The sequence below is a fragment of the Pseudomonas saudiphocaensis genome (assembly GCF_000756775.1).
Classification (GTDB): domain Bacteria; phylum Pseudomonadota; class Gammaproteobacteria; order Pseudomonadales; family Pseudomonadaceae; genus Stutzerimonas; species Stutzerimonas saudiphocaensis.
In genome coordinates, this window is the sequence record NZ_CCSF01000001.1 from 186,613 (window position 1) to 212,553 (window position 25,941).

Genomic DNA, 25,941 nt, shown 5'->3' on the forward strand with positions numbered 1-25,941 from the left:
CAGGTTCTTCTCAGGCTCGTCGATAGGTCAGCAGCACAATCCCTGCAACCACGACTGCGCCACCGAGAATCTGTATCGCGGACAGCATCTGTCCCAGCACCAGCCAACCCATCACCAGGGTAGCCAGCGGCTCGATGTTCATCACCGGCGCATTGCGTGGCATGTCCAGCCGCGGGATGGAGATGAACAGTGTGATGAAGCCAGTGCCATAGAGCACCATCAGGATCAGTAGAGCGAGCCAGCCGCTGGCTGTGGCCGGTGTGTTCAGTGCGCCGGGTAGGGCATCGCTGGCGCCTGCAATTGCCGCGCTGCAGAACACGACCAGCATGGTCAGCATGCTGCGTACCGAGCCGCGTACCTGGGACAGCTTGTGGTCAGTGACCCAGAGCGCGCTGGCGAAAGCGCAGGCGGCGCCGAAGGCCAGCGCCACACCGGCAATCCACTGGGTGTCCAAGTTTGCACCGCCTCGCAGCAAGCCTGGAATATCGAGCACCAACAGCAATCCGATCAGTATCACCCCCATGAGGGCAGCGTTGCGCGCGGTAGGCCTCGGTCCGCCCAGGCCCCAGGTCAGCAGCGCCAGAATGATGGGGAAGATATTGGCCACCAGCAGCGCCAGCGCCACGGGAATCCGCGCCACGGCGGAATACAAAAACAGACTTTGGGTGGCGATAAGCAGGCCAAGCAGAAGCTGCCAGCGTACGCTCGCCGTGGGTAATCGGATCGTCTGGCGTTGCCAGATCACGAGCCCCGTCAGAGCCAGCAGGGTGCCGCCGGAGCGCGTCAGAATGGCCAGTAGCACGCCGGCGCCATCATCGAAGGCGACACGGGCGGCGATATGATTGCCGGCGAACGCACAACCCAGGCACAGCAGTATCAATACGGCGATGTGGCGGGCAAACGGGGCTGAACTGACGGGCGACATGAACGCTTCTCGGGGAACGAAAACGGGGCAGGATACGAAATCCTGCCCCGTTCGTCTTTTGCGTCTGTGCTTTTCGGCCGGCTCAGACGGTGCGCGAGAAGCGTCCCCGCTGTTCGCCACCCAGATACGCATCGAAGGCCATGGCCACGTTGCGCATCATCAGGTGCCCCTGGGGCAGCAGCACCAGAGCATCGTCGCGGATATCGACCAGACCGTCGGCGACATGCTCGTCCAGCTGGGCCAGCGATTCGGCGAAGTAGTCCTTGAAGACAATGCCGTGACGCTGCTCGATCTCGGCGAAGTCGATGCGGCCGTGGCACATCAGCGAGATGATCACTTCGCGGCGCAGGCGATCGTCTTCGCTGAGCTTGTAGCCTCGCTGCACCGGCAACATGCCTTGGTTCAGGCGCGCGTAGTACTGGGACAGTTCCTTCACGTTCTGGCTGTAGCTATTGCCGACCTTGCCGATGGAGGAGATGCCCAGACCAATCAGGTCGCAATCGGCATGGGTGGAGTAGCCCTGGAAGTTGCGCTGCAGAGTGCCGTTGGCACGCGCCAGGGTTAGCTCGTCCTCGGGCAGGGAGAAGTGGTCCATCCCGATATAGACGTAGCCTGCATCGGTCAGGCGCCGGATGGTCAGCTCCAGCAGCTCCAGCTTGCGCTCGGGTGGCGGCATGTCCTCGGGGCGGATCAGCTTCTGTGCGCGCACCAGTTCCGGCAGGTGCGCGTAGCTGTAGGCGGCAATGCGGTCTGGGCGGATGTCGATGATCTTGTCCAGCGTGGTGTTGAAGCTATCGACGGTCTGCAGCGGCAGGCCATAGATCAGATCGACGCTGATGGACTTGAATCGGGCTGCCCGAGCGGCCTCGACCAGCTCACGGGTCTGCTCTTCGGTCTGGATGCGGTTGACTGCAATCTGCACCTGCTCATCGAAGTCCTGCACGCCAAAGCTTAGGCGGTTGAAGCCAAGCTTGCGCAGGCCATGAATCTGCTCCGGCGTGACCGTGCGCGGGTCGACTTCAAGCGAGAATTCGTGGCTGTCGCTGTCGTCCATGTTGAACGCCTGGTGCAGCGTTGCCATCAGGTCCGCCAACTGCTCGCTGGTGAAATAGGTCGGGGTGCCGCCGCCCAGGTGCAGTTGGGTCAGCTTGCGCGAGCGGTCGAACAGCGCGGCCTGCATCTGGATTTCACGCTTGAGGTACTCGAGGTATTCGACTGCGCGCTCGGTCTTGTGGGTGATGATCTTGTTGCAGGCGCAGTAGTAGCAAAGGCTCTTGCAGAACGGGATATGGATGTACACCGACAGCGGCTTGGGTGCCGGAGCCTCATTGGTCTCCTGGGCGGCACTGCGGTAGTCATCGATGGCGAAGGCCTGATGGAACTGGGGTGCAGTGGGGTAGGAGGTGTAGCGGGGACCTGGACGGTCATATTTCTCGACCAGGGCGCGGTTGAAGCGCGGCGTATGGTCCATGAGTGTTCACCTTGTTCAAGAAAATTCTGGCTGGCCGGAGAAAAGGCCGTGGGCCGATGTTCTGCGACGGATTATCGGCGATTTTAGCTCATCGGCTGGCTGTCCCAGATCAAGAATGGTCGGGGCGTCCCGTGCAACGAAAAAAGCCGGGCGCTCGGCCCGGCTTCGTCGGTTGCGCGACCTTAGAGTTTGAACTGGCCGACCAGCCGATTCAGCTCGGCCGCCAGGCGCACCAGCTCCTCGCTGATCTGCGAGGTTTGCTGAGCGTCATTCGAGGTCGTATCGGCGATCACGCTGATGGTTGTGACGTTGCGGTTGATCTCTTCGGCTACCGCGCTCTGCTCCTCGGCAGCCGTGGCGATCTGAGTGTTCATGTCATTGATGGTGCCGACTTCACCGGCGATCACGTTCAGGCTCTGGGCTACCTTGGCGACGCTGTCCGAACCGGCGTGCGCCTTGACCTGAGCACCTTCCATGGCCTTGACCGCATTGCGCACGCCGTTCTGCAACTGCTCGATAGTGGCCTGGATTTCCTCCGTGGACTTCTGTGTGCGTGAAGCGAGGGTGCGCACTTCGTCGGCTACCACGGCGAAGCCGCGACCCTGCTCACCGGCCCGTGCGGCCTCGATAGCGGCGTTGAGGGCCAGCAGGTTGGTCTGTTCGGCGATGCCGTTGATCACGCCCAGCACCATGCCGATGCTGACGCTGTCTGCTTCCACCTGCTTGATCACCTGGGCAGCATTCTCGATGTCACGGATCAGTATCTCGATGCCATCCAGCGCTTCGGTAGCGACCCGAACACCCAGTCTGGACTCCTCGTCCGCACCGCTTGAGGCCGAAGCGGTCTGGGTGGCGTGGCGTGCTACTTCTTGCACGGTGGCGCTCATCTCGTTCATGGCTGAAGCCACCATGTCGGTTTCCAGGCGCTGCTCCATAACCGCCGAATGGGTCTTTTCGGCCACGTTGGAGACGCGCTCCGATACTTCACCCAAGGTGCGCGTAGCGCCGGCAACCGCTTCCAGGCTGTGACGGAACTTGCCGATCATGCGGTTGAAAGCGTGACCCATGGCACCGATTTCATCCTGAGCATGGATTGTCACGGTGCGGCTTAGGTCTTCGTTCTCGGTCATGGCCTCCATGGTGTGGCGCATGTCGTTGATACGGCTGATGATCACGCGGCGGACGATAAAGCCCGTAACCAGCAAACCGGCCAGCAGCAGCAATAGCTGGATGCCGGCGGAAATCATGATGTTGCGGTCTACCTCGTTATCCAGTGCCGACAGGTCGTAGCTGATGCGCACTGCGCCCATTACCGAATCTTCCGGTACCTGGTGGCAGGTCAGGCAGTTGGTGCCGCGATAGTCCTTGTGGCCGACGATCGGGTTGACCACTGTGAGGACGCGGCCATTCTTTCCTTCGCTTACCTCGATGATGGACTCACCCGTCAGTGCCCGCTGGTCCAGCGCATCGGCCGGAGCCTGGTGGGCGTAGCCGGGGCCGAAGACCGAGGTGACCAACTCGCCGCGAATGATGCGAGCATCGATTACGCCTGGGCGGGCGAGGATCTTGTTTCGCAGGACGTCGCGCTGGGCCATGGTGCCGGTCAGCATCATGGTGTTGATGCTGTCGAAATAGGAGTCGGCAGCATCCTTGGTCTGTTGCTCGACCACCTGCAGCACCAGTCGTTTCTCGGTGATGGCTGCGTGAAGCAAGGATGCGGATAGCACCAGTGCGAATACCACCAGCAAAGCCAGGTTGATCTTCGCCTGGACAGATATTTGTCGAGTAGCGGGAGAGCTGTTCATCGTATTCCTTGGGGTCTGCTACTGGTATGGCCAAGACGCTGTTTTTACCGGCTCGCTGAGTGGGACGTTTCATCCAGCGATTCACCTGCCGAGGGGTGCCTCGACAGGCAATCCTCTATCGGCTTGGTAGCGGTTTTCTTGATGAGTTTTTAAGCTCGGCCAATGTGATGGCTAAAGGCTATTTCTATCAATGGCCGCATAGTATGAGCAGGCTGTCTCGCGGGGCGGTTTACGTCGATCTTTGGAAAAACTATTTGCCGTTTCAATGACATAGATCATCTGTTTGGCATTTAGCGCCGGATTTCGACCGTTGCTGCTCGTGCCGGCTTTTGGGCCTCGGAAGATTTGGGAAATCGGCCGAAAGAGGGCTTGGCATTCATGCTGTCACCAGTCAGGCTATGTGCCATTACGCAGACCGAGGAGAGCTGGTCACATCATTTCAGCGCTCCGCATTTTTAGACGCAGTGACCGAAGCGCGAACCCCGTCCGAATTCCATGGTCGTAGCCTCTGCGTCGGGCTGCCGACGAGGCGGGCAGGGCAACGGCTAACGATGTCAGGGCTGCGCAGTAACCGGAACCTATTTCTTCAAGGACTCACATGATCAAGAAATGCCTTTTTCCTGCGGCCGGCTACGGCACAAGATTCCTTCCTGCGACCAAGGCGATGCCCAAGGAAATGTTGCCGGTAGTGAACAAGCCCTTGATTCAATACGGGGTTGAAGAGGCATTGGAAGCGGGGCTGAACGAGATCGCCGTGGTCACCGGCCGTGGCAAGCGCTCGCTGGAAGACCACTTCGATATCAGCTATGAGCTGGAACACCAGATTCGCAACACCGACAAGGAAAAGTACCTGGTCGGCATTCGCCGCCTTATCGACGAGTGCAGCTTCTCCTACACCCGCCAGGTGGAAATGAAAGGCCTTGGCCACGCGATCCTCAGCGGTCGCCCGCTGATCGGTGATGAGCCCTTTGCCGTGGTGCTGGCGGATGACCTGTGCATCAATCTCGACGGTGATCCGGTGCTGGCGCAGATGGTCAAGCTGTACAACCAGTTCCGCTGTTCCATCGTCGCCATCCAGGAAGTGCCGCCGGAAGAGACCAGCAAGTACGGGGTGATCGCCGGCGAGATGATCCGCGACGACATTTTCCGCGTCAGTCACATGGTCGAGAAGCCCAAGCCGGAGGAGGCGCCGTCCAATCTGGCCATCATCGGCCGCTACATTCTGACCCCGGACATTTTCGAGCTGATCGAGCAGACCGAGCCGGGCAAGGGCGGTGAAATCCAGATCACCGATGCGCTGATGCGCCAGGCGAAGGATGGCTGTGTGCTGGCGTACAAGTTCAAAGGGCAGCGCTTCGACTGCGGCAGCGCCGAGGGCTATATCGCGGCGACCAACTTCTGCTACGAAAACTTCTACCTCACCGGCAAGGCATTCTGAGTAAGCACGGGCCGCCAGCACGGCGGCCCGCTCTCAGGGAGCCGGCAGCTCCTCGGCGCCGGGGCCTAGCGGCTGGCCGTAGCTGAATTCCACATAATTTCCCGCCGGGTCTCGCAACCCGCAGTAATAGCCGACCGGATAGGGCTCGTCACGCGGTTCCCAGATCAGGCAGCCGGCTTCACGAGCGCGATCCGCTATGGCATCCACTTCGTCACGGCTGGAAAGGGCGAAGCCGAAATGGCTGTAGTCGTTGGCGGCCAATCCGCGGTCCATTCCGCCCGGCATGATGACGAATATGAAGGTCTGCTCCTTGCCCGGCTCGGCCATCCAGACAATGCGTGAACCTTTGCCTGCACGTTCGTGAAATACCCGCATGCCACAGAATTCCGAGTAGAACTCGATGCAGGCGTCCAGGTCGGGTACGTGCAGGGCGAGATGGGTCAGAGTAGGGCGCATATACACTCCCGGTGATGAGCAGGCCATAGGCCTCGGTTATGCTGTTGGTACTTCACAGGAGACAATTGCTAATGGCTTACGACTTCGATCTTTTCGTTATCGGCGCCGGCTCGGGTGGCGTACGTGCTGCTCGTTTCGCCGCCAGTTACGGTGCCAGGGTGGCTGTAGCCGAGAGCCGCTATCTGGGCGGCACCTGCGTCAACGTCGGTTGCGTACCAAAGAAGTTGCTGGTCTATGGCGCTCATTATGCTGAAGACATCGAGCAGGCGCAGGGATACGGCTGGACCATCGATGGCGCCACCTTTGACTGGAACACCCTGATCGCCAACAAGGATCGGGAAATCCAGCGACTCAACGGCATCTACAAGAATCTTCTTGTCGACAGCGGCGTGACCCTGTTGCAGGCCCACGCACGGCTGGTCGACGCCCATACCGTCGAGGTCGAGGGGCAGCGCTACAGCGCCGAGCATATTCTGATCGCGACCGGCGGCTGGCCTCACGTGCCGGAGTTTCCCGGTAGTGAACATGTAACTACCTCCAACGAGGCCTTCTACCTTGAGGCCCTGCCGCGTCGGGTGCTGGTGGTGGGCGGTGGCTATATCGCCGTGGAGTTTGCCTCCATCTTCCACGGCTGCGGTGCCGATACCAAACTGCTTTATCGCGGCGAGCTGTTCATGCGTGGCTTCGACGGCTCGCTGCGTGATCACCTCAAGGACGAAATGATCAAGAAGGGCGTCGACCTGCAATTCAATGCTGATATTGCGCGCATCGACAAACAACCTGACGGCAGCCTGTTAGCGACCCTGAAAGACGGCCGCACCCTTGAGGCCGACTGCGTGTTCTACGCCACGGGGCGCCGCCCCATGCTGGACAACCTTGGCCTCGATCAGGTCGATATCGCCCTGGATGAACGCGGCTTTATCAAGGTGAACAACAACTACTGCACCTCGGTGCCTTCGATTCTTGCCATTGGCGACGTGATCGGGCGCGTTCAGCTTACGCCTGTGGCACTGGCCGAGGGCACGGCCGTGGCGCGACAGTTGTTCAAGCCGGAGGACTATCGGCCGGTGGACTACAACACCATCGCCACGGCGGTGTTCAGCCTTCCGAACCTGGCCACCGTTGGCCTGACCGAAGAGCAGGCCCGGGAGCAGGGTTACCGGATCGTACTGTTCGAAAGCCGTTTCCGGCCCATGAAGCTGACCATGACCGACAGCCTGGAGCGCTGCCTGATGAAGCTGGTGGTCGATGCCGACACGGACAAGGTGCTGGGCTGCCACATGGCGGGTCCTGAAGCGGGCGAGATCATTCAGGGGCTGGCGGTGGCTCTTAAGGCGGGTGCCACCAAGCGGGTGTTTGACGAGACCATCGGTATTCACCCGACGGCGGCCGAAGAGTTCGTCACCATGCGCACACCGACCGGCAGCTGACGGCCGGAGCCAGCTCGGCTCCGGCAGGCTCAGTGGCTAGTGATCAGTGATGATGATGCGCGTCGCCAGCGGCTTGCGGCGCGTCTTCCTGAATGACGACATCGACGACGACTTCACCGGCGTGTTCGAAGATCAGCGTCAAGGGAAAGGTATCGCCAGCAGCAAGCGGTTCTTTCAGCTCGAACATCATGACGTGATTGCCGCCGGGCTTGAATTCCGCTTGCCCGCCCGCTGGGATTTCAACCGATTCGATCTGCTCCATGCGCATCATGTCGCCCTCATGCACATGGGTGTGCAATTCGGTCTTGCCGGCACGGGGTGTCTGCGCGCCGATCAGGCGGTCCTGCTGCTTCCCCGAATTGTTCAGGGTGAAATACGCCGCCCCGGTAGGCACGCTCGGTGGCATCGCACGGGACCAGGCGCCACTGACAGTAAGCGACTCGGCTGCCTGCTGATGATCAGCGTGGCCGTGCTCATGGGACAGGGCGCTCAGGGCGGTTGTGCTCAGTACAAAAGCTGTTAGCAGACGAAGCAACATGGGGCGTCTCCAGGTGATGTCAGGATGGCCGCACATTAGCACGCAGGTGGTTTTTCAACGACCCGTTAGCGCTGCGGCCTGCTGCGAATGGTCTTCATCAGGTCTTCGGGGCTGATCTGTCCGACCACGCTGGCAGCGCTGCCCGGCTGCGGCAGGTTGAGGATGTTGCCCTTGATCTTGCCGATCACGTGCATCTCGCACGGCTTGCAATCGAACTTCAGGGTCAGCACCTCATCGCCATGCACCAGCTGCATCGGCGCGACCTTGGTGCGCACGCCGGTAACGCCCTTGGCCTGCTTGGGGCACAGGTTGAAGGAGAAACGCAGGCAGTGCTTGGTGATCATCACCGGCACTTCGCCGGTTTCCTCGTGGGCCTCGTAGGCTGCGTCGATCAGTTGCACGCCGTAACGGTGATAGAAGGCCCGCGCCTTCTCGTTGTAGACGTTGGCGAGGAAGCTCAGGTGCGCTTCAGGGTAGACCGGCGGCGGCACGCTGACGGGCTTGCGCCCGCCGCGCGGGCGTATGGCTTCGCGTGCTTCGGTCAGCGCCTCGATGGCCTCGCGGCGCAGGGCCTTGAGCTGCGAATTAGGGATGAAGAAGGCTTGGGGCGCGTCGATCTCGGCCTCTTCGGCGTGGTAGATGGTGGTGCCCAGTTGGCTCAGCAGATCGGCGATCTGACCGGGCACCTGCTCGGGCTTCTTAGCTTCGCCGAAGGGACCGGCCAGGGAAACGCTGGCGTAGGCGCCTTCTTCACTGGTGACATGCAGCTCCAGCTCGTCCGCGCGCAGCTTGGCCAACCAGCGCACGCCGACGCGGCGCTCGGCTGAAGTCTTCAGCAGCGCCTGCTGCCAGTTGTGGTCCAGGTTGCGGTTGAGCGGATGGTTCGGCCGCAGCTGCTTGAGCGCGGCCGGCATCTCGTTGGGTTCGATGCGGTATTGCCATTGGGCCTTTCCGTCGTCTTCGAACTGGCTCAGCTGCTCCACCACGCTGGCGCGAAAGCCCACCACTTCGCGCTTGATCAGCACATTGAGGCCGTCGCCGTTGGACAGCGGCTCGCTGGTCTGCGCAACGAAATCATGTTTGCCGACCTTGAGCACTTCGCCCACCGGCAATCCGGTGAAGGTCGGCGAGTCGAAGGCGCCGATGTCGATCTTGCGGTCGTTGACGAAGTAGTCGGTGCTGCCGCGGTGGAAGGTCTTGTCCGGGTCCGGCACGAAGAAGAGCTCGGTGCGGCCGCTGGAAGCGCGGGCCAGGTCCGGCCGCCCTTCGAGGATGCCGTCCAGGCGCTGGCGGTAGTAAGCGGTGATGTTCTTCACGTAGCTCACATCCTTGTAGCGCCCCTCGATCTTGAACGAGCGCACGCCGGCGTCCACCAGCGCGCTGAGGTTGGCGCTCTGGTTGTTGTCCTTCATCGACAGCAGGTGCTTGTCGAAGGCCACCACGCGGCCCTGGTCATCCTTCAGCGTGTAGGGCAGGCGGCAGGCCTGGGAGCAGTCGCCGCGGTTGGCGCTGCGTCCGGTCTGGGCATGGGAGATGTTGCACTGGCCTGAAAACGCCACGCACAGCGCGCCATGGATGAAGAACTCCAGGGTCGAATCCACCTGCTCGTGGATGGCGCGGATTTCCTGCAGGTTCAGCTCGCGCGCCAGGACCAGCTGGGAGAAGCCGGCCTGGTCGAGGAATTTCGCCCGCTCCAGGGTGCGGATATCGGTCTGGGTGCTGGCATGGATCTCGATGGGCGGCAGATCCATTTCCATGATGCCCATGTCCTGGATGATCAACGCATCGACACCAATCTCGTACAGCTGGTGAATCAGCGTGCGTGCCGCTTCCAGCTCATCGTCATGCAGGATGGTGTTGAGCGTGACGAACACCCGCACATGGAACAGATGGGCGAACTCCACCAGGCCGGCGATATCCGCCACGCTGTTCTCGGCGTTGTGCCGCGCACCGAAGCTGGGCCCGCCGATGTACACGGCATCGGCGCCATGCAGAATGGCCTCCTTTGCAATGGAGACATCCCGTGCGGGGCTCAACAGTTCGAGGTGGTGCTTGGGTAGAGACATGCGCGCGGACCGGGTACCAGATGAAAAGAGCGCCATTGTAAAGGCTTGCGACAGCTTTGGGGTTTGCATCGGCTATGTGGCGGATTCGCGGAGCACAGCTAACTGCCCGCGTGGTAATACGGTGGCGTCAGACGTCGAGCTTTCGTTGTCGCGCCGCGCCACGGGGCATAGAATCGCGCCTCTCAGCCCAGTCTAGACAGTCCCGCTAGCCCTGCTTCCGTTTGCGGCGATGCCTATTGGCGTCTAGGGTGTGGTTCGCCTCCTTGTTGCCCCCGAGCTCGTTTACCTCCATGACCACCATGCAAACCGCTACCCCCAGCGGAAGCTGGCTCAGTGTTCTCGCACTGACGCTGGCGGCGTTTATTTTCAATACCACCGAGTTCGCGCCCGTGGGCCTGCTCAGCGATATCGGCGCAAGCTTCGATATGTCCACCGCACATGTGGGGCTGATGCTGACGGTATACGCCTGGATCGTCGCGCTGGCCTCGCTGCCGCTGATGCTGCTGACGCGCAATATCGAGCGGCGCAAGCTGCTGATCTGGTTGTTCCTGCTATTTATCGGCAGCCATCTGCTTTCCGGGGTCGCCTGGAGCTTTGAGGTATTGCTGGTCAGCCGCACCGGCATCGCCTTCGCCCACGCGGTGTTCTGGTCGATTACCGCTTCGCTGGCCGTGCGCGTGGCGCCGCCCGGCAAGACTGCGCAGGCGCTGGGTCTGCTTGCCACCGGTACCACCATGGCGATGGTGCTGGGCGTTCCTCTGGGGCGCGTAATAGGCGGGATGATGGGCTGGCGAACCACATTCCTGGTCATCGCTGTGCTGGCTGGGTTGGCTCTCCTTTGTCTGGCGCGGACCCTACCATTGCTACCCAGCCAGAACTCCGGCTCGTTGCGCAGCTTGCCCGTCCTGTTCAAGCGGCCGCTGCTGGTTACCGTCTATGCCTTGACGGTGCTGGTAGTCACCGCGCAGTTCACCGCTTACAGCTACATCGAGCCCTTTACTCGAGAAGTTGCGCAGATGAGCGGCAACATGACCACTCTGGTACTGCTGCTGTTCGGTGGCGCCGGACTATTCGGATCGTTGCTGTTCAGTCGCTACGGCTCACGCTATACGCGGCCGTTCCTGATTTGCACGCTGGTGGTTCTGGCGTTGTGTCTGCTGATGCTGCGACCACTGGCTGAGTTGCCGCTGGTGTTCTGTGTGATGAGCGTGGTGTGGGGGACGGTTGTCCTGTGCTTCCTGCTGGTGCTGCAGTCCCGGGTGCTGCATTTCGCTTCCGACGCCACCGATGTTGCCATGGCGCTTTTCTCCGGTCTTTTCAACGTCGGCATCGGGGCTGGTGCCTTGCTTGGTAGCGTGGTCAGCCAGCAAATCGGGCTGGGGACGATCGGCTTCTTCGGTGGCGCGCTGGCGCTGGCGGCATTGCTGTTGTCCGTGCTGATGATGAAGCGCTATCCAGCAATAGCCGCCAGTTGAGGCAGGCAGCCCGTTACATATCTGTCGGGGAGTGGCTGGCAAAGCCTGGGCTACCCGAAGACGGTAGCCAGCACTGTAAGCAGCGTGCCGAACAGCGGTATAGAGAGCACCAGGCGCGGCCGGTACGGCATCAGCAGTACCAGCGCCAGGCCGGTTAGCGAAATCATGCCGAACCAGGCGACGGCAGCCATGGCGGACGACCATATGTCCGTGGCGGCCCAGCCGGAAAGACCGAGCAATGCCCCTCCGAGCGGTGTGTATATACGTCGTAACATGGCCGGCAGGCGTGGGTTGGCAAGCTGTTTCCAGTGGCGCTGCATACCCAGGCAGAGGCTGAGCATACCGGCATAGGCTAGGGTCAGGGAAAGCAACAGGGCGGTGGTACTCATGTCGCAGCTTCCATCAGAGGAGAACCCTTGCGCACCAAAAGGGAGGCGGTCGCGGGGATCTTGCGAGCCGCCCAGAACAACAACAGGCCGAGCGCCAGGGCCGCTGCGTCAACACCCAGGCGCAGGCCGTCAGCGCCGAGGCCGGTCGCCAGGTCGAGTAAGGGCAGGCTGATGCACAGTAGCGCCGCGGCGGCCAGCTGCTCCCGCCAAGCGCGCATTACCGGGCGCAGCGCGGCATGTGCCAGGCTTGCCAGCCAGATGGCGAAGAACAGCCGTACTTCCCAGGCATTGCGGCCGGCCAGTTCCGCCGGCAGCAGACGGTTGCCCCAAAGCAGGGCAACACACGCCAGGCTAAGCCCAGATACCGTGGCCACGTTGAGTCGCTCCACAATGTTCAGGAAACGCAGCGACCCCTTGACCTGCTTGCGCTGCTTGATGCTGTAGAGGACCAGTCCGCTGGCAATCATGGCGCAGCTGATCAGCCCGCAGAGAAAATACAGCCAGCGCATCGGATAGCCCCCGAACTGGGCGAAATGCAGCCCAGCCATCACCCGCTGGGTAAGCTGGCTCGCCCGCGAGGGTGGGGGTGCTTGCACGACCTTGCCGCTGGCCCCGTCGAACACTAGCGCTTCGCCCTTGGTCAACTCGATGCGGCTGCCCAGCAAGGGGCGGACGGTGACGCGCGCATCAATCCTGCCGGGATTGCTCACCGACAGGCCCGCGAGCATTCCCGCTCCGTAGTGGGCTTCGCCCTTATGGATGAACGCTTTCAATGGCAGCAATGGGGCCGCTTGCGTCGGCTGTTCGCCGCGCCCACGTCCGCCACGCTCGGGCGCGCCCTGGGTCTGCGCGGCGCCGCGCAGATCGCGCTGCATGGCCTGGCGGTCACCGTCGTACAGTGCATCCAGCGCCGCCGGCATGTAGATGAGAAAGAAGATCACCAGTCCGGTGTAGGTGATCATCAGATGGAAGGGCAGCAGCAGGACGGCACTGGCGTTGTGCCCATCGAGCCAGGAGCGCTGGCCCTTGGCCGGGCGGAAGGTGAAAAACTCCTTGAAGATCTTCTTGTGGATGACGATGCCGCTGATCAATGCCACCAGCATCGCCATGGCGGCGAAGCCCACCGCCCAGATGCCGATGTTGCGCGGCATGTGCAGCGTGTAATGGAAACGGAAGAAGAAATTGCCGCCGGCGGTCTGGCGGGGCTCCAGCACCGCGCCGCTGGCCGGGTCGAGATAGGTGCGCTCACCGCGTCGCTGCTCTGCGGTCGATACCGCAAGCGCCGGCGAGCGCTCGGTGGGCAGGCTGATATTCCAGCTTGCTTCGTGAGGGTGATGGGCCTCCAGCCAGCGCTGGGCGGCAAGCGCCGCTGCCGGCTGATCCAGCGTCTGCTGGCTCAGCTCAGGCTGCATCCACCAGTTCAGCTCCTTGTCGAAGACCGCAATAGTGCCGGTCAGGAAGATCGCGAACAGCACCCAGCCGAGCAACAACCCGCACCAGGTATGCAGCCAGGACATGGACTGGGTGAAGGTCTTCTGCTTAATCCGGGATTTCATCCGAGACGCTCCAGCAGTTGCGGCCAGAAGCCGATGAGGGCGAGGGCTAGTGTGCTGGTCGCGAGAATGGCCGCGAGTCTTTGCAGTGCGATGCCCGAGAAGCTCCACAGCACCAAGGCCAGATAGATGACGAAGGAGAGCAGGGTTGCGGTTATGACCGCGTCGGCGCGCGGCATAGGCAGCGTTCGCGCCAGCGCGGCGGTGCAGGCGTAGGTCAGGGCGTACCCGCCAATGATGGCGAGGACGCTGCGCAGGGTTATATCCAGCCAGGGCCGGCTGGAAGCGGCTGATCGGTGCAAAGTCGAGCTTCCTGAAGGAGTCCTTCACGACGTTGCCCGGACGACAGAGCTGGCCGGGCAACGAGGTTTCTTCGAGGTGGGTGGCTGCTTTAGAAGTCGGCGCTGATGCCCACCACCAGGCGCCGGCCATCGAGCACTACGTCGTAGTCCTCGTTGGTGATTTCCTTGTTGGCGACGTTGTACAGGCCAGCCTTGAGATCGACGTTCTTGGTGAGTCGGTAGACGCCACCGATGTCCACGAAGCCGTAGCCGGGGGTGCCCTCGGACATGCTGGTGCGGCTGATGTAATCGGACGTCTCGCTACGGTAGTTGCCCTGGACCCATGCCGACAGTCGATCATCGATCTGCCAGTCCAGCAGGGCGTTGGCCATGTGTTTGGGCTGCTTGTTCAGGGGTTCGCCCTTGAACTCGCCGGACTTCTGCTCGGAATCGGTGAAGGTGTAGCTGGACGTCAGGCGAACCGAAGGCAGGATGTCGTATTCCAGCGTCCATTCCACGCCCTGGATGACGGCTTCGGAGATGTTCTGCCGGGTGCTGAGGAAGTACCAGCGCTCGCCGCCGTAGTTGCATGACCAGGCGGCGTAGTTGTCGCGGTTGGCATTGCCGCTGGCATCGGTGGAGCAGAAGCGATCCTCGGCGATCTTGTCTTCGTACTGGGTGTGGAAGAGCATCATGCTGGTGCTCAGACCAGCGGCAGAGTCGGTGTAGTTGAAGCCGATTTCGTAGTTGGTGCTGGTTTCCGGCTTCAGGTCCGGATTGCCGATGCTGATCGCTCGCGAGTGCGGTGCGACGGATTGCCAGCCACCGCCGCCAGTGGTGCCGCCGAAACCTTCGGTGGCGTCGGTGAGGGTCGGCTGCCGATAACCGGTGGAGATGCCGCCCTTGAGCGTGAGCTCGGGAGTAAAGGTGTAGACGCCATAGACGCGCGGGGAGACCTGACCGCCGAAATATTCATCGTCGTCGTAGCGCACGCCAGTGGTGACGCGCAGGTCATCGGTCACGCCCCAGTCGATCTCGGTGTACACCGCAGCGATCCAGCGATCCATCTCGCCGACCGCGTCGGGCAGCAGGCTGAGCAGGCCGTTGTCCTTGCGTGTCAGTTCCTCTTCCTTGTAGCGGCCGCCCAGAGTAATCACGTGGTCGCCCCAGAAGTAGCTGCCCTGGGTGTTGAAGGTGGTCACTTCTTCCTTCTTGCTCAGCTCCTGCACGCGTTCGGAGACGTCCTTCTGCAGGTAGGTACTGATCTGGAAGTTGTCGTAGTGGCCGTCGTGGGTGATGGCGAACACATCCTTGTCGTACTCGGTGGAGCTGGCCACTGCGGTCGGGGTGTAGGCGATGCTTTTGCCTGGATGCGCACTCTCGTCCAGTCGCGCCGCGTCATAGCTGATCGCGAAGCGGTTGCTCTCATCGGGGGTCAGGTACAGTTCTGCGCCGCCCTGCTTGCGTTTGCCGTCGGGCGTACTGGCAGCACTGTCGCCGCCACCTACGTATTCGGCTTCTTCGGTGCGGGTGAACCCGCCGTTCAAGCGAAGGCCGAGCATATCGGGTACCAGTGCTCCGCCCAGGTAGAGGCTGGTGTAGCTCTCGTTTTCCTGCAGATCGTTCAGCGAGTGTGTGTATTCGGTGGAAACGGTGCCGCCCCAGTCATTGGCACCCTTGCGGGTGATGATGTTGATCACGCCACCCATGGCTTCGGAACCGTAGAGCGAGGACATCGGCCCGCGGATGACTTCGACGCGTTCGATCATCGACAGTGGCGGCAGGCCGATCTGCTTGCCGCCATCGCTGCCGTTGGTGTTGACCGAGCGGCCGGCAGAAATGGGACGGCCGTCGACCAGGTACAGGGTGTAAGTGGAGGTCATGCCGCGAATGCTGATGTCCTGCGCCTGGCCGCCACCGGTCACATAAACACCCGGAATGTTCTTCATCGCATCGACGATATTGGTGTAGGACTGCTTTTCCAGTTGTTCGCGAGTGATCACCGAAATGCTGGCAGGAGCCTTGGCGATGTTCTGCTCATAACCGGCGGCGCTCACCACCGTGGTCGGCTGCAGTTCGATTGCATCCTGGGCATGAACCAGACTGCTCATTGAAGCGGCTACGGCTATCGACAACGCCAGTCGGTTTCTTCTGAAAATGACCATCTACAACAACTCCCTGAGAATCATCACGCATCATTTTTAAAACGGCCCGGATGCGGGCGCGTGTTCAGGCGCAGGCACCAATACGCCGATCTGCGTGAATGCTATGTATTCTCATTTGAGAGTAAAGCGCATTTACAATCTATACATCTTGCAGCACAAGATTTACCCGCAGCCCAGGATGCAGGTTTTCGGCCCAGATACGCCCACCCTGCAAGGCGATCACGCGCTGCGCGATGGCAAGGCCCAGGCCAAAGCCGTCACCACCGGGCCGGGCGGCGCTCAGGCGAGAGAAGGGGCGGAACATCACGTCGAGCTTGTCCTGTGGCACACCGGGCCCCTGGTCATCGACACTCAGCCGCCATTGCGCTCCTTCACGGTGGGCCGTCAGTTTCACGGTGCCGTCGGCCGGTGAGTGGCGAATGGCGTTGCGCAGAACGTTTTCCAGCGCTTGCGCCAGGGCGTTGAGGTTGCCGAGCACTAGGCAGTCGGGCGGAATGTCGCTGGCAAGGCGCTCTCGCGGCCATCCTGATTCGAAGCAGGCGTCTTCGCAGATCAGGTTCCACAGTGACTCGATATCGACCGGCGTGCATTCCAGCTGCGGCTGTTCGCTGTCGAGCCAGGCCAGGTTCAGGGTGCCGTCGACCAGGCGCTGCATGCCGGACACCTCCCGCTCGACCCGTTCGCACAGCACGTCGCGGGGCAGCTCGCTCTCGCAGGCGACCCGCAGCCGGCTCAGCGGCGTGCGCAACTCATGGGACAGGTCGCGCAGCAGTTGCTGCTGCTGGCGGATCGAGTCGTTCAGGCGTTGGGTCAGGTATTCGAGCGAGCGGCCAAGCTCTCCGAGCTCGTCGTTACGATGGGTGAGGGACGCAGGCAGCAGCGAGCCCAGACGGTTGCCGCGCAGCGCATTGGCCTGTCGACGCAGGCGATCCAGCGGCGATATGAGAAGCCGGTAGAGCAGCCAGCCGAACAGCACCGACAGCACCACCGGCGGCAGGTAGACGCTGACAGCCACCAGCAGGGCGCGATGATCCCAGGGGCTGAGGTGCTCGGGCAGCTGGATGACCAACTGATTGCCGCGTTCATCGAGGTCGAGGTAAACGAGCGGGCGGGGGCCGGCACGACGGCTCATGGGGCGGTCGTATGGGCGGGCGAAACGCAGCAGGTTGCGTTCCCGGTCATCGGGCTGGCGGGTGCCGAGCGATTGTTGGTGGGCGTCCAGGACCAGCACCACGCCGGGCTCCTTGCGTTGCTGCGCGGCGATCCAGCGATCCACCGCTGCGGGGCCCTGACGTACAGCAGCATGTGCCTGTTCGGCATAGCCTTGCAGGGTTTCCAGCGCCTGTGGCGAGAGGAAGGAGCTGCGATAGGCCACCTGACGGTCCACCTGGTCGCTCACCCAGATCATGGCCAGGCAGAAGCTTGCGACCAGCAGGGCGAGTCGCCAGAACAACGAGTGGCGGTTGGGCATCAGCTGGATAGCCTTTCCAGTACGTAGCCCTTGCCCCAGACCGACTCCAGGCGAATCAGCCGCACGCCTTCGCGCAGCAGCTTGCGGCGAATGTTGCAGATGTGCATGTCCAGGCTGCGATCATGCTGGGAAAAGCCCCTGTGCAGCACCTGCTGGTAGAGAAACGGCTTGCTCAGCACTTCGCCGGTCGATTCGTGCAGGACGCTAACCAGGCGATATTCGGTAGCGGTAAGGCCGATCCAGCGTCCCTCGTAGCACAGATCGCTGCGTTGCTCGTCGAACTGCAATACATCGTCGTTGCCGTTGTGCGGCGCCGATGAGCGCTCGTAGGCGACCCGACGCAGGATCGCGGCGATTCGCACCTGCAACTCTTCGATGCTGAATGGCTTGGGCAGGTAGTCGTCGGCACCGTGATGAAAGCCCTGAATGCGGTCAGCCTCGGAGCCCAGCGCGGACATCATCAGCACTGGTGTGCTGCGGCTGCAACGCAGCCTGGCTAGCAACTCCAGGCCATGCATTTCAGGCAGCAGGACGTCCAACAGGATGAGGTCAAAATCCTCTGCACTGGCCAGAGAAAGACCGCGGGTACCTTCGTCCACGAGGGTCACGCCGAAGCCGCGTGCTTCGAGTGAGGTCTTGAGGTGCGAGCCGAGGACGGGATCGTCCTCGATGGCGAGAATCTGCTGTAAAGCCTGAGGCATGACGCTGGCTCAAATGGGAATGATTATACTTTGAGATTCAGCAGTTGCAGCAAGCTGCAGTTGATATTTCTGTCGAAGATCGCCGTACACATCCAACTTGCTCGCCTCAGGCATCGCGCAGCAGGTCATGGGCATCCAGCAGGCGGAAGGCGATTTCGGGCTGTTTCTCCAGGCCGCGGCGAATGGCGGCGGGGATCGACTGGCGGGTCTTGCGGCACAGGCCCGGTTGTTCCGCGAAGTCGATGGCGATGCCGCGCATGGTGCGTACTTCATTGTGGCTGGGCCTGATGCTCAGGCGAATGCCGAGCTGCTCGTGCATCCGCTGCTGAAGCTTCTCCAGATCGGCAAGGCTCTGGATATTCTCGAGGCGCTCGAGCAGGCGCTGTTCTTCGTGGCGAGTCAGACGCAGGATACGCACATCCGCTCCGGGCGCCGCGAGCAGCTCGTCGCGCCTGCAGTTGCAGGTGGCGGGCGGACAGGGCGCGCGAAACGGAACGGTCGTCATGACCGACGATCATAGCCAGACGGGTCGGTGCTTGGCCATCGCCGGCCGGCGGGCATCCGCGAGCGGGCAGCCGATCCGAATGACCCCGACACGCCTGCCGCTGTCTCAATTCCGACCTGTTCACCACGACGAAGCCTCCCTTGACCGAATCAAGCACTTCCACCGACGCACTGCCGCCGGTCCTCGTCGGACCGCTGTTACGCCGCATCGAGCCGACGCGGCTGGTGCTCTGGCTGGTGGCTTCCCGGCCATTGCAGCTGTCCCTGCTTGTCGAAAACAATGCGCACGACTTGCGGCTCGCCTTGCCGCTGGATGGCGCCGGCTGCCAGCAGCTGGCGTTCGGTCGCAATGCGGTGCTGCACCTGATCGAGGTGTCGCTGGACGAACCGCTGCCGACCGATTGCCTGATCGAATATGACCTGCGCATCGGTGAAGAAGGGCAGGGCATCGCTCACTGGGCGCCGCATCTACTGTATGAGGGCGCAACGAGGCCCAGTTTCGTCATCAAGCCCCGGCTCGACCGGGTGCTGCACGGCTCCTGCCGCAAGCCGCACCACGCGGCAAAGGACGGCCTGCTGTGCGTTGACGACCTGATCGAGGAGTATCTGCACACGCCTGAAAGCCGCCCCGCGCTGTTGCTGATGACCGGCGACCAGGTCTACGCCGATGATGTCGCCGGCCCGATGCTGGTGGCCATTCACGCGCTGGTACAGCGGCTTGGGCTATATGGCGAGCGCCTGGAAGGCGCTGTCGTGGAGGACAGCGAAGAGCTGTTCCGTCATCCGGCCACCTATTACCAGCGCGAGAAGCTGCTACCGGCGTTCAAGTCCAACGAGGCGTTGCGCGAGCGCTTCTTCGGCGGCGTGGAAAAGCCGGTGTTCACGACTTCCAACGGACAAAATCACCTGATCACTTTCGGTGAGGTCATGGCCATGTACCTGCTGGTCTGGTCGCCAACGCCCTGGACACTGATCGAGCCGGTGATGCCAGCGCTGACCGCCGAGCAACAGGCGCGCTATCGGCGCGAAGCAGGTTGCCTGCAGGCCTTTGTGGAGGGCCTGCCACAGGCAGCCCGGGCGTTGGCGCATGTGCCGACGCTGATGATCTTCGACGATCACGACATCACCGATGACTGGAACCTTTCGGCGCGCTGGGAAGAGACCGCCTACGGCCATCCGCTGTCGCGGCGGATCATCGGCAACGCGCTGATTGCCTACCTGCTGTGCCAGGCCTGGGGCAATCAGCCAGACGGCTTTGCCGAACTGTTGGAGCAGACACGGCAACTCATGGACTCGGCCAACGACACCTGGCTCGACAGCGAGCCGCAGGATCGTCTGATCGATGACCTGCACCAGTTTCATGGCTGGGGTTACAAACTCGCGACGCAACCGCCGCTGGTGGCGCTGGATACGCGTACCCGCCGTTGGCGCAGTGAACGCAACCTCAGCCGACCCTCGGGCCTGATGGACTGGGAAGCGCTGAGTGAATTCCAGCAGAACCTGCTGGACCACCCGGCCGCCCTTATCGTTTCGCCGGCGCCGATGTTCGGCGTCAAACTGATCGAGACGGTACAGCGCATCTTCAGCTGGGCGGGGCATCCGCTGCTGGTGGATGCGGAGAACTGGATGGCGCATCGCGGTGCCGCTCACGTGATGATGAACATCTTCCGCCACTCGCGGACGCCGGGTAACTACGTGATTCTTTCCGGCGACGTGCATTACTCCTTCGTTTACCAGTTGCACATTCGCGACCGCGACAGCGGCCCACAGCTGTGGCAGATCACCAGCAGCGGCGTGAAAAACGAATTCCCACGTCGCCTGTTGGACTGGTTCGACCGCCTTAATCGCTGGCTTTACGCGCCCTGGTCGCCGCTGAACTGGCTGACCAAGCGTCGCCGGCTGGAAGTGGTGCCGCGGGTGCCGGATCGTAGCCAGGCCGGCGAACGGCTGTGGAATGGCAGCGGTATCGGCTTGCTGGTGCTCGACCCCAATGGTAGGCCGTTGGAAATCTATCAGCTGAATGCCGACGGCTCTGCGCCGACGGCTTTCCTCACCGAACGCCAGTGACCGACGCGTCGCGGCAGCCACCGTTTCCGAGCAAGCCAACGGGCATTCAAGCGCCAAACGACCTGCTGGATAAGGCGTTTGCAACCAGCGATAGCACGCAATCGGCCTCTATCGGCTGGTTTGCTACGCCTGGGGCTTGAAGACAGCTGCCAGATGCTGCTCGTACCGCGCCACGTCGGCCTCGATGCTAGGCACCTTCATCACGTCTACACAGAGGAAGGTCGGCAACGCACGCATCCCGAGGAACTGATGGGCCTTGTGGAAGGGGAAGTACACCGCGTCGACGCCCTTGCCCTCGAAGAAGTCGGTCGGGTCGTCGAATGCCTGCTGCGGTGCGTTCCAAGTGGCAGAGATCATGTACTGCTTGCCGTGCACCAGGCCGCCGCTGCCGTATTTCTGCGAGGCGTCCGAACGAGTGCGGCCGTCGTTGGCGTACAGGCTGCCATGGCCAGCCGTGAAGACTTCATCGATGTACTTCTTGACCGTCCAGGGAGCGCCCATCCACCAGCCGGGCATCTGGTAGATCACCACGTCGGCCCAGAGAAATTTCTCCAGTTCCTCGGCAACGTCGTAGCCGGCGTCGATGTCGGTGGTTTTGAAGGCGATGCCGGCGCGGTCGAAAAAGGCTGCGGCCGCGTCGTGCAGCGTGGTGTTGTAACGCCCTTGGGAGTGGGCGAACTGCTTGGCGCCGTTGAGCAGGAGCACGTTCTTCATGGGTTGGCAGACCTTGGTGGTTTCGAAGGGCGCGCATTCTAGCCCGTGGTGCGGTTGCGTCGAGGCAATTGATCGACGGCCGGGTCAGTCGGCCGAAAACCGGCATCGCCATTGAACGCACGCCGGGGCCGGCTCCTCGAAGAAGGGAAGACTTCGTTTCAGAGGAGGATTGCAGCATGGCCATCGACCCCAAGAACCCGAGCCCGGAACAGCATCCCGATTCGCCCATGCCTGGAGAGCCGGATCCGCTCACGCCCGGGCGTACCGACGTGAATCCGGACCGCGAACCCGGCGTTGATCAGCTGCCAGGCAACGAGGGCATTCCGCCCATCGATCAGCAGCAAGACATCGTTGACCCAGAACGTGTGCAACAGGAAACCGATAACGCCGAGCGCGACGGCGAAATCAACCCGCGCTGAGCATTTGTGCAGAGTCGCTTGCAAACGCCGTGCGGGAATCCCTCGCAGTGGCCCGAAAGCGGCGGAATAAAGCGGTTCTGCCAGGTGACAGTGAATCGGCTTTTCACTACCCTTGGTGCACGTGACGCCGGGCCCCTCTGGCGGTAAGCAGTGCTTATCGTGATGTCGGAGTCACTAAGTTGAAATTTGACTTAGACAGACATACAGGGAGGGCTCATGACAGCTCTGCAGGCGTTTCTGGCGACACCGTTTCTTGGTACACCTTACTGGTTCTGGCTGGCATTCCTGATCATCGTTCTCGCGCTGCTGGTCTTCGACCTCGGCGTGTTGCACCGCGACCAGCACGAAATCGAAATGCGCGAAAGCCTGCTGCTCTACGCCGGCTACTTCAGCGTCGGCGTCGCCTTCGGCGGCTGGGTCTGGTGGCAGCTTGGCGCGACCAAGGCGCTGGAGTTCTATACCGGCTTTCTGGTCGAGCAGTCGCTGTCGATGGACAACGTGTTCGTCATGGCGATGATCCTTGGTTTCTTCGGCATCCCGCGCAAATATCAGCATCGCGTGCTGTTCTGGGGCATCCTCGGGGTGATCGTGCTGCGCGCCATCATGATCGGTCTGGGTACCGCTCTGGTGCAGGAATTCGACTGGATTCTCTACGTGTTCGGCGTGTTTCTGCTGTTTACCGGCATCAAGATGCTGTTCAGCAAGGATCATGAAGAGCATCCGGATCTTTCGCAAAACCCCTTGCTGAAGTTCCTGCGTCGGCACATCCGTGTTACCGACGAGCTACATGAGGGGCACTTTCTGGTACGCCAGCGCGACCCGGCCAGCGGCAAGATGCTGCTCTATGCCACACCGCTGCTGTTAGCGCTGGTGCTGATCGAGCTGGCGGACCTGGTGTTTGCGGTGGACAGCGTGCCTGCGGTGTTTGCCATCACCCAGGATCCGTTCATCGTCTACACCTCGAACATCTTCGCCATCCTCGGTTTGCGGGCGCTGTATTTCGCTCTTGCCGCGTTGATGCACCGCTTCGTGTATTTGAAGTACGCGCTGGCGATCGTGCTGATATTCATTGGTGGCAAGATCTTCCTGCATGGCTTCATCCAGGTGCCGGCGCTGTTGTCGCTCAGCGTGACGCTCGGGGTGCTGGCCGGTGGTGTGCTGCTCTCGCTGCTGAAGACGCGGGGTCTGCCGCAAGGCCGCTAGCGCAAAGCCCTCCAGGGGAAGCCTTCCACAGGAGCGTGGAAGGTTTTCCGGCGGAAAACTCTGCAACTTCTGCCTGAATCACGTGCAACATAGCGCCTTTATCAAACGGTCTGGTCTGGGAGCTAACCATGGGATGCGGGTCATCGGCGCTACGTCTTGCAGTGGTCGTGTTGGGACTGGTTTGCGCGGGCGCCGCGAGCGCGCTGGAGCAGAAGCAGCTGGTCGAGTCGATCAACGTCTACCGCGCCGAAGTGCGCAGCTGCGCGGGGCAGTCGTATGAAGCCCTGCCGCCCCTGACGATCGATCCACGCCTGGCATTGCCGGTTCGAGGTGGCGGCGATTTGCAACGCGAATTGACCACGGCGGCCTATCCGCTGATCAACGTGCGAGCCATCAGCCTGTCGGGGCCTCGGGATACGCAAGCCGCCATGCAGGTGCTGCAGGACAGCTACTGCAAGATTCTCCTGGACCCACAGTTCGTCGACATCGGCGTAAGTCAGGAGGGCCGTGATTGGCGCATCGTCGTGGCCCGTCCGCTGCTGAGTGGAAAACTCGGCGACTGGCAGGCCGAAGGGCAAAAGCTCCTTGACCTGATCAATCAGGCGCGTGGCCAAGCGCGTCAATGTGGCACGCAATCCTTCAGCGCTGCCACACCGTTGGCCTGGAGCGCGGCTTTGGGTACGGCGGCCGAGGCTCACGGCCGGGCCATGGCCAATGGCAACTTCTTCAGTCATCTGGGCAGTGATGGCCGTACCCCGGGCGACCGAGCAGAGCTTGCCGGCTACGACGGCGCGCAAATCGGCGAAAACATCGCCGCCGCGCTGGATACGCCGCGCAAGGTGGTTGACGGCTGGCTGGCCAGCCCCGGCTATTGCGCCAACTTAATGAATCCGCGATTCAGTGACCTCGGCGCGGCTTATGCGGTCGATCCGCAAAGCGATGGTGGCATCTACTGGACGGCAATGTTCGGCGCGCAGTGAATGCGAGATCGGAGCCCTCAGGTTTGCCGCGCTAGCGCCTGATGGTCAGGCCGATCAGCCGTGAAACCACCAGGGCGATGTACATCACGCCGGCGAACTGCTCGAGCATCACCAGTGCGCGTGCCATGGGGCTCAGCGGCAGTATGTCGCCGATGCCCACGCCGGAGAGGATGCTGAAACTGAGGAAAAGCAACTCGACCCAGCTACGCGGCGCCTCAGCCTCGATCGCCGCAGCGAAGCTGCCCGGCAGCAACATCTGACAAACAACGAAGCTGTAGGCGAAGGCCCAGGCGAGCAGGGTGAAGGTTGCACCCACCGCGAACAGCTCATCTGTGGTGGCGCGCTGGTCTTCCATCATGTAGGCGATCAGGCTGGCCGCAGCATAAAAGTAGAAGGCAGCCTGGAGTGCTGCCAGCGACAGCTGCAATGCCGGGCTGCTGCGCACCTCGCCAATGATGGTCAGGGCCAGGATGCACGCTGCCAGCGTAAGGGCGATCCACTGAATCAAGGGACTGCGCCGCACCATACGCAGGGCTGCCACCAGTACCACAATGCCGAAGGCACCCATGACTGCCCGTCCGCGAGACAGGTCCTCAAGAAAGGGGTACAGCAGGATGCCCAGCAGCTGGATTAGTAACAGGCTGGCGGAGGGGTAGCGGAGCAGGATCGATTGCTGGCTGTTCATTGGGCGCTCATTGCAAGTGGAAGCTACTGTTTCGACAATACAGCTGGCGATAACCTGCGCTGTTGATCCGCATTGTTGAGACAGCGCTGTCAGCGATCAGGACTTTCACTTTTAGCGCCTATGAAGGAGGATGCCGTCGGCATTCAGCGGCTGCGCCGTGCATGCGTTCTTGTTTCGTTCGAAAGGCAGGTGAGTTGTGAGAAAGAAAAAGCCCGTGGACCCCGTTCGCCAGGCGCAGAAAAACCATGCGCACCGAATCGGCTGGCTGATTGCGCTGGCGGGGATCATCTGCGGCTTCGTGCTGTTGGCGCTGAAGCCGGCAGGCTGATTCTGTCATTACCGCTGGCGGGCAACTGGGCGCTGCGGGTCGGTGATCCATTCGCTCCACGAGCCTGGATACAGCCTCGCCAGTGGATAGCCGGCCAGGCAAAGCGCGAACAGATTATGGCAGGCGGTTACCCCGGAGCCGCAGTAGGCCACCAGACTGTCCGAAGATTTGCCTGCCAGATGTTGCTCGAAGCGCGTACGTAGCTGGTTGGGCGACAGGAAGCGCCCGGCGGTATCGAGATTTTCCGTGAACGGCAGGCAGTGAGCGCCGGGAATGTGGCCGGCCACCGGGTCGATGGGCTCGACTTCGCCAAGAAAGCGCGGCAGTGCGCGGGCATCAAGGAGTGTCAGGTCAGGCGAGGCCAGTTGGCTCGACAGTGTTGCTGCGTCGATGGTCAGGCTGTCGTCCGCATTGCCCTGCAGAGTGCCAGGCGCGGAAGTGGGGCGCTTGTCGTCGAGCGGTAGGCCGGCTTCGCGCCAGGCTCGCAGACCGCCGTCCAGCAAATAGAGACCGTCACGTTTGCCCAGCCAGACCAACAGCCACCAGGCATGTGCGGCGAAGGCGCCGGGGCCGTCGTCATAAAGCACAATCTGACTGTCGGCATTCACGCCCAAGGCCTGGAGCTTTGCCAGCAGCTGGTCGGGTTCGGGCAGCGGGTGGCGTCCGGTTTTGCCGGGGATCACAGGTCCTGACAGATCCTTCTCCAGGTCGGCGAAGTGAGCGCCAGGTATATGTGCTTCGTCATAGCTGCGCTGGCCATACTGCGGATCGTCCAGGGCGAAGCGGCAATCGAGAATGACCAAATCCGGCTGCGGCAGGCGTTCGGCCAGTTGTTGAGCATTGATCAGTTGTGCAAGCGACATCGAGACGCTCCGGT

22 protein-coding genes and 2 pseudogenes are annotated in these 25,941 nt (G+C 61.9%); 7 read left to right on the forward strand and 17 right to left on the reverse strand.

Annotated features, from left to right (window positions below):
* Window positions 1–10: 10 nt before the first annotated feature.
* From BN1079_RS00980 to BN1079_RS17915, 4 genes and pseudogenes are all read right to left on the reverse strand, one after another.
* Window positions 11–925 (reverse strand): EamA family transporter, encoded by a 915-nt coding sequence (locus BN1079_RS00980; protein WP_037021674.1) that lies wholly within the window; start codon window positions 923–925, stop codon window positions 11–13.
* A gap of 82 nt (window positions 926–1,007) precedes the next feature.
* The gene (hemN, locus tag BN1079_RS00985; RefSeq protein WP_037021675.1) at window positions 1,008–2,396 is read right to left on the reverse strand and encodes an oxygen-independent coproporphyrinogen III oxidase; all 1,389 of its coding nucleotides are present in this window, start codon (window positions 2,394–2,396) and stop codon (window positions 1,008–1,010) included.
* A 182-nt stretch (window positions 2,397–2,578) separates the two neighbouring features.
* A pseudogene (locus BN1079_RS17910) lies at window positions 2,579–3,097 on the reverse strand (methyl-accepting chemotaxis protein); the annotation flags it as partial.
* Window positions 3,098–3,442: 345 nt separating this feature from the next.
* Window positions 3,443–4,201 (reverse strand): annotated as a pseudogene (locus BN1079_RS17915) (HAMP domain-containing protein); the annotation flags it as partial.
* 598 nt (window positions 4,202–4,799) lie between these two features.
* Between BN1079_RS17915 and galU the strand changes: the two are divergent.
* Window positions 4,800–5,639: a UTP--glucose-1-phosphate uridylyltransferase GalU gene (galU, locus tag BN1079_RS00995; protein WP_037021681.1), complete on the forward strand. Its 840-nt coding sequence runs from the start codon at window positions 4,800–4,802 to the stop codon at window positions 5,637–5,639.
* 33 nt (window positions 5,640–5,672) lie between these two features.
* On the opposite strand, the gene BN1079_RS01000 is transcribed toward galU, so the two are convergent.
* The gene (locus tag BN1079_RS01000; protein ID WP_037021682.1) at window positions 5,673–6,095 is read right to left on the reverse strand and encodes a VOC family protein; all 423 of its coding nucleotides are present in this window, start codon (window positions 6,093–6,095) and stop codon (window positions 5,673–5,675) included.
* A 71-nt stretch (window positions 6,096–6,166) separates the two neighbouring features.
* Between BN1079_RS01000 and gorA the strand changes: the two genes are divergently transcribed.
* Window positions 6,167–7,525: a glutathione-disulfide reductase gene (gene gorA, locus BN1079_RS01005; RefSeq protein ID WP_037021683.1), complete on the forward strand. Its 1,359-nt coding sequence runs from the start codon at window positions 6,167–6,169 to the stop codon at window positions 7,523–7,525.
* 43 nt (window positions 7,526–7,568) lie between these two features.
* On the opposite strand, the gene BN1079_RS01010 is transcribed toward gorA, so the two are convergent.
* Window positions 7,569–8,063 carry a copper chaperone PCu(A)C gene (locus tag BN1079_RS01010; RefSeq protein ID WP_037021685.1) on the reverse strand — a complete coding sequence of 165 codons (495 nt, stop codon included), beginning with the start codon at window positions 8,061–8,063 and terminating at the stop codon, window positions 7,569–7,571.
* 65 nt (window positions 8,064–8,128) lie between these two features.
* Complete coding sequence (locus BN1079_RS01015) at window positions 8,129–10,129, reverse strand: peptidase U32 family protein (protein ID WP_037021686.1); 2,001 nt, start codon at window positions 10,127–10,129, stop codon at window positions 8,129–8,131.
* Between the two features lie 290 nt (window positions 10,130–10,419).
* On the opposite strand from BN1079_RS01015, the gene BN1079_RS01020 reads away from it, so the two are divergent.
* Complete coding sequence (locus BN1079_RS01020; protein ID WP_037021689.1) at window positions 10,420–11,604, forward strand: sugar transporter; 1,185 nt, start codon at window positions 10,420–10,422, stop codon at window positions 11,602–11,604.
* Window positions 11,605–11,654: 50 nt separating this feature from the next.
* Here BN1079_RS01020 and BN1079_RS01025 read toward each other — a convergent pair whose 3' ends face one another.
* The 7 genes from BN1079_RS01025 to BN1079_RS01055 all read right to left on the reverse strand — a co-directional run bounded on the left by BN1079_RS01025 (window position 11,655) and on the right by BN1079_RS01055 (window position 18,669).
* Window positions 11,655–11,993, reverse strand: coding sequence for a DUF3325 domain-containing protein (locus BN1079_RS01025; RefSeq protein WP_052114396.1), 339 nt, complete (start codon window positions 11,991–11,993; stop codon window positions 11,655–11,657).
* Window positions 11,990–13,549: a PepSY-associated TM helix domain-containing protein gene (locus BN1079_RS01030; protein WP_037021690.1), complete on the reverse strand. Its 1,560-nt coding sequence runs from the start codon at window positions 13,547–13,549 to the stop codon at window positions 11,990–11,992. Before BN1079_RS01030 ends, BN1079_RS01025 begins: the two co-directional genes overlap by 4 nt.
* Complete coding sequence (locus BN1079_RS01035) at window positions 13,546–13,848, reverse strand: hypothetical protein (RefSeq protein ID WP_037021691.1); 303 nt, start codon at window positions 13,846–13,848, stop codon at window positions 13,546–13,548. The genes BN1079_RS01030 and BN1079_RS01035 overlap by 4 nt, the downstream gene beginning before the upstream one ends.
* An 89-nt stretch (window positions 13,849–13,937) precedes the next feature.
* Window positions 13,938–15,992 (reverse strand): TonB-dependent receptor domain-containing protein, encoded by a 2,055-nt coding sequence (locus BN1079_RS01040; RefSeq protein WP_037021693.1) that lies wholly within the window; start codon window positions 15,990–15,992, stop codon window positions 13,938–13,940.
* 139 nt (window positions 15,993–16,131) lie between these two features.
* Window positions 16,132–17,463, reverse strand: a complete 1,332-nt coding sequence (locus tag BN1079_RS01045) for a sensor histidine kinase (protein WP_037021695.1) — start codon at window positions 17,461–17,463, stop codon at window positions 16,132–16,134.
* Complete coding sequence (locus BN1079_RS01050; RefSeq protein WP_037021696.1) at window positions 17,463–18,164, reverse strand: response regulator transcription factor; 702 nt, start codon at window positions 18,162–18,164, stop codon at window positions 17,463–17,465. The genes BN1079_RS01045 and BN1079_RS01050 overlap by 1 nt, the downstream gene beginning before the upstream one ends.
* A 106-nt stretch (window positions 18,165–18,270) precedes the next feature.
* Window positions 18,271–18,669: a hypothetical protein gene (locus tag BN1079_RS01055; RefSeq protein WP_037021697.1), complete on the reverse strand. Its 399-nt coding sequence runs from the start codon at window positions 18,667–18,669 to the stop codon at window positions 18,271–18,273.
* Between the two features lie 140 nt (window positions 18,670–18,809).
* On the opposite strand from BN1079_RS01055, the gene BN1079_RS01060 reads away from it, so the two are divergent.
* Window positions 18,810–20,735, forward strand: a complete 1,926-nt coding sequence (locus BN1079_RS01060; protein ID WP_052114397.1) for an alkaline phosphatase D family protein — start codon at window positions 18,810–18,812, stop codon at window positions 20,733–20,735.
* A gap of 123 nt (window positions 20,736–20,858) precedes the next feature.
* On the opposite strand, the gene mdaB is transcribed toward BN1079_RS01060, so the two are convergent.
* Entirely contained in the window at window positions 20,859–21,449 is a 591-nt protein-coding gene (gene mdaB / locus BN1079_RS01065; protein ID WP_037021698.1) for an NADPH:quinone oxidoreductase MdaB, read from the reverse strand.
* A gap of 176 nt (window positions 21,450–21,625) precedes the next feature.
* Here mdaB and BN1079_RS01070 point away from each other — a divergent pair, with 176 nt between their 5' ends.
* From BN1079_RS01070 to BN1079_RS01080, 3 genes are all read left to right on the forward strand, one after another.
* On the forward strand, window positions 21,626–21,868 hold the full coding sequence (locus BN1079_RS01070; RefSeq protein WP_037021699.1) for a hypothetical protein: 243 nt from the start codon (window positions 21,626–21,628) through the stop codon (window positions 21,866–21,868).
* A gap of 216 nt (window positions 21,869–22,084) precedes the next feature.
* Window positions 22,085–23,071, forward strand: a complete 987-nt coding sequence (locus tag BN1079_RS01075; RefSeq protein ID WP_037021700.1) for a TerC family protein — start codon at window positions 22,085–22,087, stop codon at window positions 23,069–23,071.
* Between the two features lie 128 nt (window positions 23,072–23,199).
* A complete protein-coding gene (locus tag BN1079_RS01080) occupies window positions 23,200–24,051 on the forward strand; it encodes a CAP domain-containing protein (RefSeq protein WP_037021701.1) in 852 nt (283 codons plus the stop codon).
* Between the two features lie 31 nt (window positions 24,052–24,082).
* Here the strand turns inward: BN1079_RS01080 and BN1079_RS01085 are convergent, their stop codons facing one another.
* Both BN1079_RS01085 and BN1079_RS01090 read right to left on the reverse strand, forming a co-directional pair.
* Entirely contained in the window at window positions 24,083–24,736 is a 654-nt protein-coding gene (locus BN1079_RS01085; RefSeq protein WP_037021702.1) for an ion channel, read from the reverse strand.
* Between the two features lie 336 nt (window positions 24,737–25,072).
* The gene (locus tag BN1079_RS01090) at window positions 25,073–25,927 is read right to left on the reverse strand and encodes a sulfurtransferase (protein ID WP_037021703.1); all 855 of its coding nucleotides are present in this window, start codon (window positions 25,925–25,927) and stop codon (window positions 25,073–25,075) included.
* Window positions 25,928–25,941 lie beyond the last annotated feature (14 nt).